This is a genomic window from Bradyrhizobium sp. USDA 4011 (genome assembly GCF_054063415.1).
Map to the genome: position 1 here is coordinate 4,300,072 of NZ_JBSSGG010000001.1, position 13,593 is coordinate 4,313,664.

Annotated in this window: 15 protein-coding genes and 1 tRNA gene; 9 read left to right on the forward strand and 7 right to left on the reverse strand. The window is 64.8% G+C overall.

Going from position 1 to position 13,593, the window contains the following annotated elements; genetic code table 11:
• Positions 1-112 precede the first annotated feature (112 nt).
• Complete coding sequence (locus tag ACVW1C_RS20135; RefSeq protein WP_456759904.1) at positions 113-922, forward strand: enoyl-CoA hydratase; 810 nt, start codon at positions 113-115, stop codon at positions 920-922.
• Between the two features lie 116 nt (positions 923-1,038).
• Here ACVW1C_RS20135 and ACVW1C_RS20140 read toward each other — a convergent pair.
• Positions 1,039-1,114 (reverse strand) — tRNA-Ala (locus ACVW1C_RS20140).
• A 297-nt stretch (positions 1,115-1,411) separates the two neighbouring features.
• On the opposite strand from ACVW1C_RS20140, the gene ACVW1C_RS20145 reads away from it, so the two are divergent.
• From ACVW1C_RS20145 to ACVW1C_RS20155, 3 genes are read left to right on the forward strand one after another with little or no spacing between them, the layout of a single operon-like run.
• Positions 1,412-1,702, forward strand: a complete 291-nt coding sequence (locus ACVW1C_RS20145) for a YggT family protein (protein WP_456759905.1) — start codon at positions 1,412-1,414, stop codon at positions 1,700-1,702.
• A gap of 37 nt (positions 1,703-1,739) precedes the next feature.
• Complete coding sequence (locus ACVW1C_RS20150; protein WP_456759906.1) at positions 1,740-2,075, forward strand: DUF167 domain-containing protein; 336 nt, start codon at positions 1,740-1,742, stop codon at positions 2,073-2,075.
• A 1-nt stretch (position 2,076) separates the two neighbouring features.
• On the forward strand, positions 2,077-2,961 hold the full coding sequence (locus ACVW1C_RS20155) for a bifunctional methylenetetrahydrofolate dehydrogenase/methenyltetrahydrofolate cyclohydrolase (RefSeq protein ID WP_456759907.1): 885 nt from the start codon (positions 2,077-2,079) through the stop codon (positions 2,959-2,961).
• Positions 2,962-3,120: 159 nt separating this feature from the next.
• Here ACVW1C_RS20155 and ppa read toward each other — a convergent pair whose 3' ends face one another.
• Positions 3,121-3,651, reverse strand: coding sequence for an inorganic diphosphatase (ppa, locus tag ACVW1C_RS20160; protein ID WP_024583161.1), 531 nt, complete (start codon positions 3,649-3,651; stop codon positions 3,121-3,123).
• Between the two features lie 165 nt (positions 3,652-3,816).
• On the reverse strand, positions 3,817-4,326 hold the full coding sequence (locus ACVW1C_RS20165; RefSeq protein ID WP_173639947.1) for a GNAT family N-acetyltransferase: 510 nt from the start codon (positions 4,324-4,326) through the stop codon (positions 3,817-3,819).
• A gap of 372 nt (positions 4,327-4,698) precedes the next feature.
• Between ACVW1C_RS20165 and ACVW1C_RS20170 the strand changes: the two genes are divergently transcribed.
• From ACVW1C_RS20170 to ACVW1C_RS20180, 3 genes are read left to right on the forward strand one after another with little or no spacing between them, the layout of a single operon-like run.
• The gene (locus tag ACVW1C_RS20170) at positions 4,699-5,166 is read left to right on the forward strand and encodes a DUF2269 family protein (protein WP_456759908.1); all 468 of its coding nucleotides are present in this window, start codon (positions 4,699-4,701) and stop codon (positions 5,164-5,166) included.
• Between the two features lie 17 nt (positions 5,167-5,183).
• Positions 5,184-6,512, forward strand: coding sequence for an SDR family oxidoreductase (locus tag ACVW1C_RS20175; RefSeq protein ID WP_456759909.1), 1,329 nt, complete (start codon positions 5,184-5,186; stop codon positions 6,510-6,512).
• Positions 6,509-6,916, forward strand: coding sequence for a thiol-disulfide oxidoreductase DCC family protein (locus ACVW1C_RS20180; protein ID WP_456759910.1), 408 nt, complete (start codon positions 6,509-6,511; stop codon positions 6,914-6,916). Before ACVW1C_RS20175 ends, ACVW1C_RS20180 begins: the two co-directional genes overlap by 4 nt.
• A 131-nt stretch (positions 6,917-7,047) precedes the next feature.
• Here ACVW1C_RS20180 and ACVW1C_RS20185 read toward each other — a convergent pair whose 3' ends face one another.
• From ACVW1C_RS20185 to ACVW1C_RS20200, 4 genes are all read right to left on the reverse strand, one after another.
• Positions 7,048-8,295 carry a flavin monoamine oxidase family protein gene (locus tag ACVW1C_RS20185; RefSeq protein WP_456759911.1) on the reverse strand — a complete coding sequence of 416 codons (1,248 nt, stop codon included), beginning with the start codon at positions 8,293-8,295 and terminating at the stop codon, positions 7,048-7,050.
• 164 nt (positions 8,296-8,459) lie between these two features.
• Positions 8,460-10,286, reverse strand: coding sequence for a translational GTPase TypA (gene typA / locus ACVW1C_RS20190; RefSeq protein ID WP_050400796.1), 1,827 nt, complete (start codon positions 10,284-10,286; stop codon positions 8,460-8,462).
• Positions 10,287-10,571: 285 nt separating this feature from the next.
• A complete protein-coding gene (locus ACVW1C_RS20195; protein WP_456759912.1) occupies positions 10,572-10,733 on the reverse strand; it encodes a hypothetical protein in 162 nt (53 codons plus the stop codon).
• A 264-nt stretch (positions 10,734-10,997) separates the two neighbouring features.
• Positions 10,998-11,762, reverse strand: a complete 765-nt coding sequence (locus tag ACVW1C_RS20200) for a Crp/Fnr family transcriptional regulator (RefSeq protein ID WP_456759913.1) — start codon at positions 11,760-11,762, stop codon at positions 10,998-11,000.
• Positions 11,763-11,962: 200 nt separating this feature from the next.
• Here ACVW1C_RS20200 and ACVW1C_RS20205 point away from each other — a divergent pair, with 200 nt between their 5' ends.
• Together ACVW1C_RS20205 and ACVW1C_RS20210 are read left to right on the forward strand one after the other, a co-directional pair.
• Complete coding sequence (locus tag ACVW1C_RS20205) at positions 11,963-12,337, forward strand: response regulator (protein ID WP_456759914.1); 375 nt, start codon at positions 11,963-11,965, stop codon at positions 12,335-12,337.
• Between the two features lie 93 nt (positions 12,338-12,430).
• Positions 12,431-13,591, forward strand: a complete 1,161-nt coding sequence (locus tag ACVW1C_RS20210) for a hypothetical protein (protein WP_456759915.1) — start codon at positions 12,431-12,433, stop codon at positions 13,589-13,591.
• The last annotated feature ends 2 nt before the right edge of the window (positions 13,592-13,593 follow it).

Here is a 13,593-nt window from a genome sequence, read left to right on the forward strand (position 1 = left end):
GCTTTTCATTTTCGCTTCTGTGCTAATCTCGCAACGGCTGCGCGCGGCGCCGCATGCTCGCGCGAACTCAGAACAACAAGACAAACGCAACAACACGTACAGGGAGATCGCCGTGAGCTACCAACACATCCTCTATGAGGTCAGCGACAGGATCGCGACCATCACGCTGAACCGCCCCGACCGCATGAATGCGTGGACCGCGATCATGGAGCGCGACGTGCGCCACGCAATGGAGGCGGCGGCCAATGACGACAATGTTCGCGTCATCGTGCTGACCGGCGCGGGGCGCGGCTTCTGCGCCGGCGCCGACATGGAAGCGCTGAAGGGGATCGATCCCAACGAGGTCAGGCGCGGTGAAGGCGTTGCATTCGACATGAACCGCCGCGCCGACTGGCAGACGCGCTACGCCTATTACCCCGCCATCAAGAAGCCCGTGATCGCGATGCTCAACGGCGCCACGGCCGGCATCGGCCTGGTCCACGCGCTCTATTGCGACCTGCGCTTCGCGGCCGACAGCGCGGTGTTCACCACCGCCTTCGCGCGGCGCGGCCTGATCGCCGAGCACGGCATCAGCTGGATGCTGCCGCGCATCGTCGGTCATGCCAACGCGCTCGATCTGTTGATGTCGGCGCGGCGCGTGTCGGCCGCGGAGGCGCTGCGCATCGGCCTCGTCAACCGGCTCTCTTCGCCGGAGAAGCTGCGCGAGGAAACCTATGCCTATGCCCGCGACCTCGCCGATTTCGTCTCGCCGAGCGCGATCGCGGTGATCAAGCGCCAAGTCTACGACGTGCCGTTCCAGACGCTCGCCGAAGCCACCATCGATGCCAACCGCGAAATGCAGATCGCGCTGAAGAGCAATGATTTCAGGGAAGGCGTCGCGAGTTTTGTCGAGAAGCGCCCGCCCCGGTTTACGGGGACGTGAGGGGAAGGGATTGGGCCTGATGGTGACGCGGCCCGGCTTCGCCCCTTGGGCTACGCCGCGGCAGCCTTCGCTACGAGAGGGCTTGCCGAGCCGAAGCTCGCGAAGCGAGCGAAGGCTGGTGGAGCCAGGCGGGATCGAACCGCCGACCTCGTCATTGCGAACGACGCGCTCTCCCAGCTGAGCTATGGCCCCATTGCGGCCGGGTATTGCTGAGTATCCCGGCCGTCAGTCGGGCGCCATTTACAGTCCCGCCCAAGGCCAAGTCAAGAACGCTGAAACAACGGTTTTCGGCCTGTCCGGCCGGGAACTTCCCTTGTTTGCGGGGGGATGAACCGATATTTAGAGCATGATGCGGACCCGGCGGGCTGCGCCAGCAAGAAGTGCGGCGCGGCTTTCTGAAAAGATCCTGCTCAAACAAGAAGCGCGCTGGCGGCCCAGTCCGGTCTCGTAGCGCTTCACCTGGTCGTCCCACCCGCGAGCCCCCATCATATGCGCGCTGTTCTCGACATCGTCATCATCGTCCTCGACCTCTATGTCTGGCTCTTGATCGCCTCCGCCATCCTGTCCTGGCTGGTCGCCTTCAATGTGGTCAACACGCGCAACCAGTTCGTCTCCGCGGTGGCCGAGTTCCTGTACCGGATCACCGAGCCGGTGCTGCGGCCGATTCGCAACGTGATGCCGAATCTGGGCGGGCTCGATATCTCGCCGATCATCGTGATCCTGATCATCATGTTCATCCAGCGGGTGATTGCCTATTACATCTATCCCTACGTGATCTGATCCTTCGCGATCGACCCTTGCTGATGGAGCCCTGGCGATGGATCCTTGGCGCTATTCCACCGGGGGCATCAGCATCGCCTTGCGCGTGACGCCGCGCGGCGGCCGCGACGACATCGACGGGATCGAGACGCTGGCCAACGGCCGCTCGGTGGTGAAGGTGCGGGTCCGCGCCATTGCCGAGGGCGGCGAGGCCAACCGTGCGGTGACCGAGCTGCTGGCCAAGGCGCTCGGCGTGCCCAAGGCCAGGGTGAAGCTGTTGTCCGGCGCCACCTCGCGGCTGAAGCAGGTGGCTGTCGACGGTGACCCGAGGCAGCTTGGCGACACCTTGAAGAAGTTGACCGCGGCCGGGCCGAACCAGGAGACGAAGGACTGACATGACTGCCCGCATCATCGACGGAAAAGCCATCGCCGCCGAGCTTCGCGCCCGCGTCGCCGACGAGGTCGGCCGCGTCAAGCGCGACCATGCGCTCACCCCAGGGCTCGCCGTCGTCCTGGTCGGCCATGATCCGGCGAGCGAGGTCTATGTCCGCAGCAAGCACACCCAGACCCAGGCCGCAGGGATGGCCTCGTTCGAGCACAAGCTGCCGGAGGACGTGTCGCAGGCCGATCTGCTGGCGCTGATCGCACAGCTCAATGGTGATCCGAAGGTGCATGGCATCCTGGTGCAGCTGCCGCTGCCGAAATCGCTGCACACCGAGACCATCATCAATGCGATCGACCCGGCCAAGGACGTCGACGGCCTGCATCCGAACAATGCCGGCCGGCTCGCCGGCGGCCTTGCCGCGCTGTCGCCCTGTACGCCGCTCGGCTGCATCATCCTGACCAAGAGCGTGCACCCTTCGCTCGAGGGCATGAACGCGATCGTGATCGGCCGCTCCAATCTGGTCGGCCGTCCGCTGGTGCAATTGCTGCTGAACGAGAACGCGACGGTGACGATCGCGCATTCGCGCTCGCGCGATCTGCCGAAGCTCTGCGCCCAGGCCGATCTGGTCTATGCCGCGGTCGGCCGTCCGGAGATGGTGCGTGGCGATTGGCTGAAGCCGGGCGCGACCGTGATCGATGTCGGCATCAACCGCATTCCGGTTGCGGGCGGCAAGCCGAAGCTGGTCGGCGACGTCGCATTCCAGGAAGCGCTCGACGTCGCCGGCGCGATCACGCCGGTGCCTGGCGGCGTCGGGCAGATGACGGTGGCGTGCCTTTTGGTCAACACACTGCGCGCCGCCAGCGCGATTGCCGGCCTGCCGGCGCCCGCGGTGTAGTTTCTTCCTTACCTCGCCCCGCTTGCGGGGAGAGGTCGGATTGCATCGTCAGATACAATCCGGGGGTACAGGTCTCTCGACGTTCGCAACTCGCGGAGGCAGCCCCTCACCCCAGCCCTCTCCCCGCAAGGGCGGGGCGAGTGAGTCTAGGCCGCGCGCCTACTTCTTCTTTGCGCGCTCGATGCCTTCCAGGATCAGCTTGCGGGCTTCTTCGGCGTCGCCCCAGCGCAGCACCTTCACCCACTTGCCCTTCTCGAGGTCCTTGTAGTGCTCGAAGAAGTGCTGGATCTGCTGCAGCGTGATGTCGGGCAGGTCGCTGTAGTTGTGCACCTTGTCGTAGCGCTGGGTCAGCTTCGACGACGGCACCGCGATGATCTTCTCGTCTCCGCCGGCCTCGTCCTCCATCAGCAGCACGCCGACCACGCGGACGCTCATCACGGCGCCCGGCACGATCGCGCGGGTGTTGACGATCAGCACGTCGCAGGGATCGCCGTCGCCCGACAGCGTGTGCGGGATGAAGCCGTAATTGCCGGGATAGCGCATCGGCGTGTAGAGGAAGCGGTCCACCACCAGTGTGCCGGCCTCCTTGTCCATTTCGTACTTGATGGGCTCGCCGCCGACGGCAACCTCGATGATGACGTTGACGTCGTGGGGCGGATTTTTTCCGATCGATATGGCGTCGATACGCATGGATTGCTCCGCGTGGCCTTTGGAAGTTGAGAAGGATGTGATTTTTTGCTTGGCGCCGCCAGGCCGCGAAACAGCTTCAAGCCCGGCCTTGGGAGCCGGGCTGGCCGTCGCGCGCAAACGCTCAGGCTGTTTAGCCTTGCTGCAGCTGCGAGAGAAGCAGGATTTTCAGTTGGACCAGGCGAAAGCGACCTTGTCGAGCGACTTCGGCCCGAACCGCTCCGAGGAGCGCGCCACCATGCGGCCGCCCAAGGCGCGGTAAAACTCGGTCGCCGACTCGTTGTCGGAGAGCGCCCAGATCACCATGCTCTTCAGGCCGCTCTGCAGGAGGTCGCGGCGGGCCGCGGCGAACAGGCGACGGCCGAAGCCGAGGCCCTGGAATTCCGGCCGTAGATAGAGTTCGTAGATCTCGCCTTCGAAATGCAGGCTGCGGGCGCGGTTGCGGCCGTAATTGGCGTAGCCCGCGATCCTGTCGCCGAACACCAGCACGCTGACGCGGCTGCCCTTGCGGATGGCACTGTCCCACCACTGCGGGCCACGACGATTGATCAGCTTTTCAAGTTCGGCGCCGGGGATGATTCCCTGATACGCCGAGCGCCAGGCTTCGTCATGGGTAGACGCCACCGAGGCTGCGTCTGCAGCTTTGGCCGGCCGGACCTCGATTAGCGTTGTGCTCATGCACCTAATCAAAGCAAGTCGGAGGGCTGCCTTCAAGGTCCATCGTTAATTATCGGTTAACCTGTGGATTTTTTGCATCAGTGTCATGAAAACTTGTACCGAAAGAGGACACTCGCCGGGCTTGCGCGGCCAATCGCCGATCCCGGCCTGTGCAAAGCGTGGATCACGAGCGCTGGATGACAATGCCGCAGTTCGGGAAAAGGCCGTTCGGACCTGATTCGGCGCCGGAATTTGCGAGCGAATTCAGTCGCAACCTGGATGCATCGCGCGTTCTGTGTCCGCGCCGCCGCAGTGGATTTCCGCACGTGCCCGGCCTATGGCAGCGGCGGTATTGTTGCGCGCCGGGACCGGCCTGATCATGAGCGGACTGCGATGACGCTCTACTTCCTGATCAAATATCTGCATGTGCTGGGCGCCATCGTGATCCTCGGCACCGGGACCGGCATCGCCTTTTTCATGCTGGCGGCGCATCGCACGCGCGATGCGGCTTTCATCGCGCGCACGGCGGCGACCGTCGTGATCGCGGACATGATCTTCACGCTGAGCGCCGTGCTGCTGCAGCCGGTGAGCGGCGGACTGCTGATGATGCTTTCGGCCACAAGCCTGACCGATCGCTGGCTGCTGGTTTCGCTGGCGCTCTACGCGCTGGCCGGCGTGTTCTGGATTCCTGTCATCTTCATGCAGATGGAGATGCGTAACCTCGCGCAGGCGGCCGCAGAGAAGGGTCTTCCGCTGCCGCCGCGCTACTTTGCGCTGTTTCGCCGCTGGTTCCTGTTCGGGATTCCCGGCTTCGGATCGGTGATGATCATCCTGTGGCTGATGATCGCAAAGCCATTTTAGCGCATGATCCGACCCCCATGAGTGACGACGCATCACACAACATCCTCGTGCTCGGCGCGTCGGGATTGATCGGGCGCACCATCACCGACGATCTGAGGGCGCGCGGCTTTCATGTGATTGGGGTCGCGCGGCATTTCACGCCGGCGCAAAAGATGAGCGCGGCCGACCTCGAGCTTCCCGTGATGTCGATGGATGCGGCGGCACTGACGCAGTTGCTTCGCACCCACGATGCGGACATCGTCGTCAATTGCCTCGGCGTGCTGCAGGATGGTCCGGGCAGCGATACCCGCGCGGTGCATCGCGACTTCGTGGCGCGGCTTTTGGCGGCGATCAGCGACGGCCACCGTGCCATCCGTCTCGTCCACATCTCGATTCCGGGCAAGGCCGATGAGGATCGCACGGCCTTCAGCACCACCAAGCGCGAGGCCGAACGGCTGATCGCGGCGTCCGGGATCGCGCACGCGATCCTGCGGCCGGGTTTTGTCGTCGCGCCTTCGGCCTATGGCGGCAGCGCCATGCTGCGCGCGCTGGCGGCGCTGCCGGTCGATCTGCCGGCCGACGAGGCCGCGACACCGTTCCAGCCGGTTACGGTCGAGGATATCGCCGCGACCATCGCCTGGCTCGCTTCGCGCGACGTCGCCGATGAAGCGGTGCGATCGGTGACATGGGATTTGATGCAGCCGCAACCCATCTCGCTTGGCGGCGTCATCGCCCAGTTTCGCTGGTCGTTCGGCACGGCGAAACATGTCCGCCTTCCGACGCCGCCGTTCCTGATCGATCTCGGCGCCCGCCTCGGCGATCTGACAAGCCGCCTCGGCTGGATGCCGCCGTTGCGGTCCAATGCGATCGCCGAATTGCGCCGCGGCGTCACCGGCGATCCCTCTGCCTGGATGGCAGCGACCGGCATCGTGCCGAAGACGATCGCGCAGGTGGTCGGCAGCCGCCCGGCGACCATCCAGGACAAATGGTTTGCCCGGCTGTTCCTGATCAAGGCGCTGATCTTCGCAAGCCTCGTGCTGTTCTGGGTCGCGTCCGGCTTCATCGCGCTGGTCATCTCCTATGACGCGGCAGCCGGCATCCTGAGCGCGCACCATTTCCCGCCTGCCCTGGTCGGGCCGATGACAGTGCTGACCAGCCTGATGGACATCAGCATCGGCGTGCTGATCGCCTTCCGCCGTACCGCGGCGTTCGGTCTTGTTGCGGGCGTCGTCGCTTCGCTCGGCTACATGGCCGGATCGGCGATCCTGACACCAGATCTCTGGATCGAGCCGCTTGGCGCGCTCGTGAAGACTGGGCCTGCGATCGTGCTGATGCTGGTCGCGTTGCTGATGTTGGATAACCGATGAGCAAGTGGCCGGATGACGATGTGATCCTCTACGACGGTGTCTGCATCTTCTGCTCGCGCTGGGTGCGGTTCGTCATCGCGCGCGACACCGCGCGCCGCTTCCGCTTCACGCCGATCCAGTCCGGCTACGGCACGCGGCTGGCAAAGACTTTTGGCATCGACCCTGATGACCCCGACACCAACGCCGTGGTTCATGACGGCATCGCCTGGATGAAATCAGACGCAGCACTGACGGTGCTGAGCCATCTCCCCGGCTGGCGCTGGACCCGCGCACTGTTCGCAGTACCCAAGCCGTTGCGCGATGCGGTCTACAGCCTCATCGCCCGCAACCGTTACAAGATTTTCGGGAAGTACGAGACGTGTTTCGTGCCGGATGCCGACCTTCGAGGGAGGGTGCTGGAGTAGCAACCGTCATTGCGAGCCACCCGGTCGGCGCGGAGCGCCGCCGGATGACAGGCTCCGCGAAGCAATCCATCTCCCCGCTTGTGGCGGCATGGATTGCTTCGTCGCTGTCGCTCCCCGCAATGACGGTGTCACTATTTGCGCGGCAAAGCCGCCACCACTTCCTTCGCCGCCCTCTCCCCGCTGTCCCGCGCGCCATGCGCCGTCGAGAAAAAGTGCGGCGAGGTGGCCTCTCCGGCGAAGAACAGCCGGCCGTCGACCGGGGCGGCCAGCACGGCGCGCTTGTCGGCGTGGCCGGGCAGCGCGTGCGAGTAGGAGCCGCGGGCGAGCGGGTCGCGGGCCCAGCGGGATTCGCTGAGCGGCTTGAGCTTGCGGCGGAAATCATTGCCGAGGAAGGAGACGATCTCGTCGATGCTGTGGGCGGCGATGGCGCCGTCGCCGGCGTCTTCGAGCTCTCGCGCAAAACGGCCGCCGAAGAAGCCCTCGATGCAGGGCTGGCCGAATGGGCGGATGTGATAGGTGCCCATCTCGGTGCGCATGGTGGCGCCGCGCAGATTGCCCTCCTTGGGCAGCGCCTCGGGCTCGGCGAGCGCCAGCGTCACCTTGTCGGCGAGGCCGAGCGGCAGGCCGCGCGCGGCATCGAGCTTGCCCGGCAGCGCCGGCGAAAACCGGATCGCCTCGTCGGCGATCAGATTGGTCGGCACGGTGACGATCACCTTGTCCGCCTCAAGCACGCCGCGCGATGTCTCGATGCGCAGGCGCTTGCCGGAGTGATCGATCAGCCGGACCTCGCAGTTCAGCGCGACCGATACTGGCTCGCCATAAGCCGCGACCAGCGCGCCATAGCCGCGCTTGACCCGCCAGTTGACGTTGCTGTCCTCATAGGCGTCGAAGTCGAGGATCGAGAGCTGGTCGAGCTCGCAGCCGTTCACATAGGTCGAGATCGCATCGATCATCGGGTTCCAGCGGTTGCCGGGCTCGAGATAGCGATCGGCGGATGCGTCCTTGCCGCCGCGCGCGGCCTGCTCGATGCGGTCGTAGAACTGGTCGAGCGCAAGCATGAACGCGTCGCGGTCGGCCTGCGGGAATACCTTGCCATAGGCGCGCTCGCGCCACGGCGGCAGGTCCTTGTTGAGCTCGAAGCCAAGCTGCTCGGCGATGCCGACAAAGCTGTTCTGGTCGGCCGAGTGCAGCCAGCCGCAGCCGACGTCGAACACCACGTCAGGCGCGGCCTGGATCGTATGGGCGCGGCCGCCGAGACGGTCGCGGGCTTCCAGAACGATGCTGGAAAGGCCGCTGCCCTTCAGCGCGTGCGCGGCGCCGAGGCCCGCAGCGCCGGCGCCAATGATGGCGACATCGATCGTGGAGGGGAGGGAACCCATAGCCCGGCTCTAGCACGTTCGCCGCCGGGTCTGAAGCCGCCACGCGCATGACTGTTATCACCCGCGCATGCGGATGATCCAGTATTCCAGAGACGGCGATGATAGAGCCGATAGGCCGCGGCGTACTGGATGCCCCGGTCAAGCCGGGGCATGACAGATGAGGCTTACGCCACCGCCTCTTTGGCCTTTTCGGCGCGCTTGCGGTCGTTCGGATCGAGATGCTTCTTGCGCAGCCGGATCGACTTCGGCGTCACCTCGACGAGCTCGTCGTCCTCGATATAGGCGAGCGCCTTTTCCAGGGTCATCCGGATCGGCGGCGTCAGGCGCACGGCCTCGTCCTTCGAGGTGGTGCGGATGTTAGTGAGCTGCTTGCCCTTCAGCACGTTGATCTCGAGGTCGTTGTCGCGGGTGTGCTCGCCGACGATCATGCCCTTGTAGACCTTCCAGCCCGGCTCGATCATCATCGGGCCGCGGTCTTCCAGCTTGAACATCGCATAGGCCACCGCTTCGCCCTGGTCGTTGGAGATCAGCACGCCGTTGCGGCGGCCCTGGATCTCGCCCTTGTAGGCGGCATAGCCGTGGAAGATGCGGTTCATGATCGCGGTGCCGCGGGTGTCGGTGAGCAGTTCGCCCTGGTAGCCGATCAGGCCGCGGGTCGGCGCGTAGAATACCAGCCGCAGGCGGTTGCCGCCGGACGGGCGCATCTCGATCATCTCGGCCTTGCGCTCGCTCATCTTCTGCACGACGACGCCGGAATGCTCCTCGTCGACGTCGATCACGACCTCCTCGATCGGCTCCTGCCAGGCGCCGGTGGCCTCGTCCTTCTGCAGCACGACGCGCGGGCGCGACACCGAGAGCTCAAAGCCCTCGCGGCGCATGGTCTCGATCAGGATCGCAAGCTGCAATTCACCGCGGCCCGAGACTTCCATCGAATCCTTGTCGGCGGCCTCGACGACGCGCAGCGCGACGTTGCCCTCGGCCTCGCGCATCAGGCGGTCGCGGATCATGCGCGAGGTCACCTTGTCGCCTTCAGTGCCGGCCAGCGGCGAGTTGTTTACGATGAACGACATCGACACCGTCGGCGGATCGATCGGCTGCGCCGGCAGCGGGGTCTCCACCGAGGGATCGCAGAAGGTGTCGGCGACGGTGCCCTTGGTGAGGCCCGCGATCGCGACGATGTCGCCGGCCTCGGCCTCCTCCAGCGGGGTGCGCTCGAGGCCGCGGAAGGCGAGGATCTTGGTCAGGCGGCCGGTCTCGATCAGCTTGCCGTCGGCGGACAGCACCTTGACCTGCTGGTTCGGCTTGATCGAACCGGAGGAGATGCGGCCGGTGATGATGCGGCCGAGATAGGGGTTGGCCTCGAGGATGGTGCCGATCATCCGGAACGGACCTTCCTCGACCTTCGGCGGCTCGACATGGCGCACGATCAGGTCGAACAGCGGCTGCATGCCGAGGTCCTTCGGACCCTCCGGGCTCTCCGCCATCCAGCCCTGCTTGGCCGACCCGTACAGGATCGGGAAGTCGAGCTGCTCTTCAGAGGCATCGAGCGCCGCGAACAGGTCGAACACCTCGTTGATGACTTCGGTCGGGCGCGCGTCGGGGCGGTCGACCTTGTTGATCACGACGATCGGCTTCAGGCCGATCTTGAGCGCCTTCGACACCACGAACTTGGTCTGCGGCAGCGGACCCTCGGCGGCGTCGACCAGCACCAGCGCGCCGTCCACCATGTTGAGGATGCGCTCGACCTCGCCGCCGAAATCGGCGTGGCCGGGGGTGTCGACGATGTTGACGCGGATGTCCTTCCACTGCACCGAGGCCGCCTTGGCCAGGATGGTGATGCCGCGCTCGCGCTCCAGGTCGTTGGAGTCCATGGCGCGTTCGGTGACCTTCTGGTTCTCACGGAAGGTGCCGGATTGCTGCAGCAGGCGGTCGACGAGGGTGGTCTTGCCGTGGTCGACGTGGGCGATGATGGCGACGTTGCGAAGGTTCATGGCTCTTCTTCTGGTCGTGCAATGGTCAGATGCGCGATCTCGCCGAACCAGTTTGGCCGGCCGCTCGCTCACGTGGCCCACCGGGCCCGGATCACGCTCATACCCAAGAAATTTGACGGGGACGCATCACCCCAAAAAGGAAGCCCGGTCAGAGGACCGGGCACCTTGCGCGTTGCGGCGCAATATAGTCAGAAAACGCCAAAAAACAACGGTTTATTGGCGGTTTGGGTGGCTGATTTTGGTTCCGGTGGCGGCTTTTGACGGGCTTTTCGGCCCAATCGGGGGTTACTTCCGCGCAACCGCCAATACCATCAGTCCAAGCCCCGCAAGCGCCACCAGCGCGGCGAGTACGGTGATGGGTCGTCCGCCGGGGCCCGCCCCTATCTTGGTGCTGATGATGGCACACAGGACACCCGGGATCAGCAAGATCATTCCTGCGATCAGCATGAAGGGGGTCGCGCAGCCATTTGGCGGTGGCGACGGTGGGGGGCATATTTGTAAGGGGGCTCTGTCGGCGGGGGCGTGTGTAGCGTGATTTTCGCGGTCTGCGCTAGCTGCCCTCCCTCGCCCCGTTCTTACGGGGAGAGGGTTGGGGTGAGGGGCTTCTATCCGGTGAGCACCTCGGGGCTTGTTGAGTAGTGTGCCTTGCCCCTCACCCGGATTGCATCTGACGATGCAATCCGACCTCTCCCCGCAAAGAGCGGGGCCTGCCTAGTTCGCCGGGTTGTCCTCGCTCGGATACACCCCGCGCAGCACTTCCTCGAAGTGATCCTTCACTGCGTCGTTGCACAGGCAGGAGCGCAGCTTGAGCTTGTCGGGGTCGCGGATCACGATCGCACCGCGACGCGTGTCCAGCACGCCTTCCGCCTTGAAGTTCTGGATCACCCGGCTGGTATAGCTGCGGCCGACGCCGAGCAAGGTCGAGAGCTGCTCATGCGTCAGCGGCACCACGCCGTTGCCATTGGTGCGCTCGATCGCCGAAATGATCCATTTCGCCGCGCGCTGCTCGATCGAGTGGATCGCATTGCAGGCGGTCGACTGGAAGATCTGCGCCAGCATGCAGTCGGCATAACGCGCGAAGATGTTGCGCACCGAGATCGACTTCAGCTTGGCGGCGTCGAGCTTGCTGATCGGCAGCCGCACGAACGGCCCGCCGAACTTGACGGTGATGCGGGTATAGGCCGGCAGGAATCCCTGGCTGACGATGCCGCCGACCGCGCCCTCGCGGCCGATCAGGATGGTCTCGACATCGCGGCCGTCCTCGTTGGCCACCATGTAGGACGCAAGACTCGGTCCGCATGGGAAGTGCACGATCTGGACATCGTCGCCGGGATTGTAGAGCAAATCGCCGGCCGCGGCCTCGACCACCGCAAGATGCGGCGCGATCAGCTCGTAATCGGCGGCGTTCAGCCGGCGCAAGAGATTGTTGAACGGCCGGTCATTCGTCCCGGCCAAATCGGTCCGTTTCGCAATCATTTGGAAAATCCTGAAAGCCCAACGCGGACCATACTGAAAGAGTTCCGGGATCTATGTTCACTAGTGAACAGACGCGCCCGCTTGCGATGTGATGAGTTTCATCTCGGGAACCGCCGGCGTGCTTCTGGGCGCCGGTCGCGGGCCATCCGGCCGGACTGATCCGGTCTGTCATCCATCATCGAAGCAATGGACACCGAGCCATGGAATCCGCCCCCAATGCCGGAATGCCCGGTGACGTTCTCGTGGTCGAGGACGATCCGATCATCTCGCTCTATTTCGAGGACACCATCCTGGGCTTCGGCGCCCGGACGGTGCGCACCGCTGCGAACGTCGCCCGCGCGCTCGAATTGATCGCCGAGCGCGCACCGGATTTTGCGCTGCTCGACGTCGGCCTCGTCAGGGGCGAGAAGACCTTCGTGATCGCCGAGCGGCTGGATGTGCTGAAGGTGCCTTTCGCGTTCGTCACGGGCTATGGCGCTGAGATCAGGCTGCCGGAATCGCTCGCCGGCAAGCCGCGGCTGACCAAGCCGTGCTCGAGCGAAGCGCTCGAGGCCGCGCTGAGAAACGGACACTGACCGATTGCCGGGCTTCGGCCTCGCAGCCGGTGCGTTCGTCGTCTACCATCCGGCTTATCGGATTCGGCGACGTACAGGCATCGGGAAGTCCTCATGGCGATCAGGACATCCGCCGCTGCGCCCGCAGCGGCGCTCTCTCTCGGGCTGCTCCTCGCGCCGGTTGCGACGCATCCGATGGCCGGTGCGGCGTTGTCGTCGCTGGCCTCGGCCGTCGTCGCCGGTTTCGTGTCGCCGGCCCTCGCCGAGCCAGCCGCGCTCACGAGCGAGCAATCGGCCGCGCTCAAGACTTACGACAATGCCCTGAAGAACTTCCTCTCGATCCTGCGCCAGCGCCGCGCGCAGATCGATTCCCGTCAGCCGCTGCCCGATTTGCCGGGCCAGGCCCTCTACCTTGCCCGTGTCGAGATGATGAGCGCCTACAAGGATCTCACCGATGCGCTTCCGTCCAGGATCGGAAGACCCAACAGATTCGGAATCCCGCCGGCCTATTTCGACGCCGACAATGAACCGCTGCTCGATGAGTACAGGAAGCTCTTCGACGTGATGGAGGCGCCGCCCGCGAACGCGCAACGCTCCGAGACGCCATTCAGGGACGTGGTCGAGCTGGCGACGGTGATCGCGCGCGCCAGGGGTCTGGATGCCGCTGACGCCGCGGTCGCCGGCCGGATCAGTCTCGGCCTGTTCTTTGCCGAGACAAGCGGCAAGCAAAATGCCGGAAATGCGCGGTCGAACACCTACAAGGGCAGCCTGCAGACCGGCCCTTCCGAAGATCGCAACGGTCGAAAGAAGTGGGCCGCCATCAAGCAATCGATCGCCGCCCTCGATCCTGCGCTCAGCCGTCGCGACGACATGGAAGAAGCGCGTGTCGGCAATCTCGATCACCGGTTCAACCACTGGACCGCGGTGCGCGATGCGCTCATGAACGAGCACGCGGAGATTTTCTCGCAGGTCCCGGCGATCGCAAAGGCGCTGCCCAATCCGATCGATCAAATGAAGCTCTTCGAGCTCATCCAGATCATTCCCAGCCCGACCAGGTCCGCGCTGAAGTCAGGCGACCTCGTCAATTACAGAATTTCCGAGCCCAGGATCATGGGATATCTGCGAAACAACAGCGTCTTCGCTTTCGGTCGCGCCGACCGGGCAAGGACATCCGCGAGCTTCCGCGAAATCCTCGATGCGATGTGGCTCTTCAGCCCCAAGTTCGAACAGGCGCTTGCCAAATTCGCGGAGATCAAGGCCGGCAAACCGGGCTGAGC

Excerpts from the sequence above, each read along its gene's own strand:
- ACVW1C_RS20145 (WP_456759905.1), top strand. The coding sequence starts at position 1,412 with ATGCGCGCTGTTCTCGACATCGTCATCATCGTCCTCGACCTCTATGTC.
- ACVW1C_RS20150 (WP_456759906.1), top strand. The coding sequence starts at position 1,740 with ATGGATCCTTGGCGCTATTCCACCGGGGGCATCAGCATCGCCTTGCGC.
- ACVW1C_RS20155 (WP_456759907.1), top strand. The coding sequence starts at position 2,077 with ATGACTGCCCGCATCATCGACGGAAAAGCCATCGCCGCCGAGCTTCGC.
- ppa (WP_024583161.1), bottom strand. The coding sequence starts at position 3,651 with ATGCGTATCGACGCCATATCGATCGGAAAAAATCCGCCCCACGACGTC.
- ACVW1C_RS20165 (WP_173639947.1), bottom strand. The coding sequence starts at position 4,326 with ATGAGCACAACGCTAATCGAGGTCCGGCCGGCCAAAGCTGCAGACGCA.
- ACVW1C_RS20170 (WP_456759908.1), top strand. The coding sequence starts at position 4,699 with ATGACGCTCTACTTCCTGATCAAATATCTGCATGTGCTGGGCGCCATC.
- ACVW1C_RS20175 (WP_456759909.1), top strand. The coding sequence starts at position 5,184 with ATGAGTGACGACGCATCACACAACATCCTCGTGCTCGGCGCGTCGGGA.
- ACVW1C_RS20180 (WP_456759910.1), top strand. The coding sequence starts at position 6,509 with ATGAGCAAGTGGCCGGATGACGATGTGATCCTCTACGACGGTGTCTGC.
- ACVW1C_RS20185 (WP_456759911.1), bottom strand. The coding sequence starts at position 8,295 with ATGGGTTCCCTCCCCTCCACGATCGATGTCGCCATCATTGGCGCCGGC.
- typA (WP_050400796.1), bottom strand. The coding sequence starts at position 10,286 with ATGAACCTTCGCAACGTCGCCATCATCGCCCACGTCGACCACGGCAAG.
- ACVW1C_RS20195 (WP_456759912.1), bottom strand. The coding sequence starts at position 10,733 with ATGCTGATCGCAGGAATGATCTTGCTGATCCCGGGTGTCCTGTGTGCC.
- ACVW1C_RS20200 (WP_456759913.1), bottom strand. The coding sequence starts at position 11,762 with ATGATTGCGAAACGGACCGATTTGGCCGGGACGAATGACCGGCCGTTC.
- ACVW1C_RS20205 (WP_456759914.1), top strand. The coding sequence starts at position 11,963 with ATGGAATCCGCCCCCAATGCCGGAATGCCCGGTGACGTTCTCGTGGTC.
- ACVW1C_RS20210 (WP_456759915.1), top strand. The coding sequence starts at position 12,431 with ATGGCGATCAGGACATCCGCCGCTGCGCCCGCAGCGGCGCTCTCTCTC.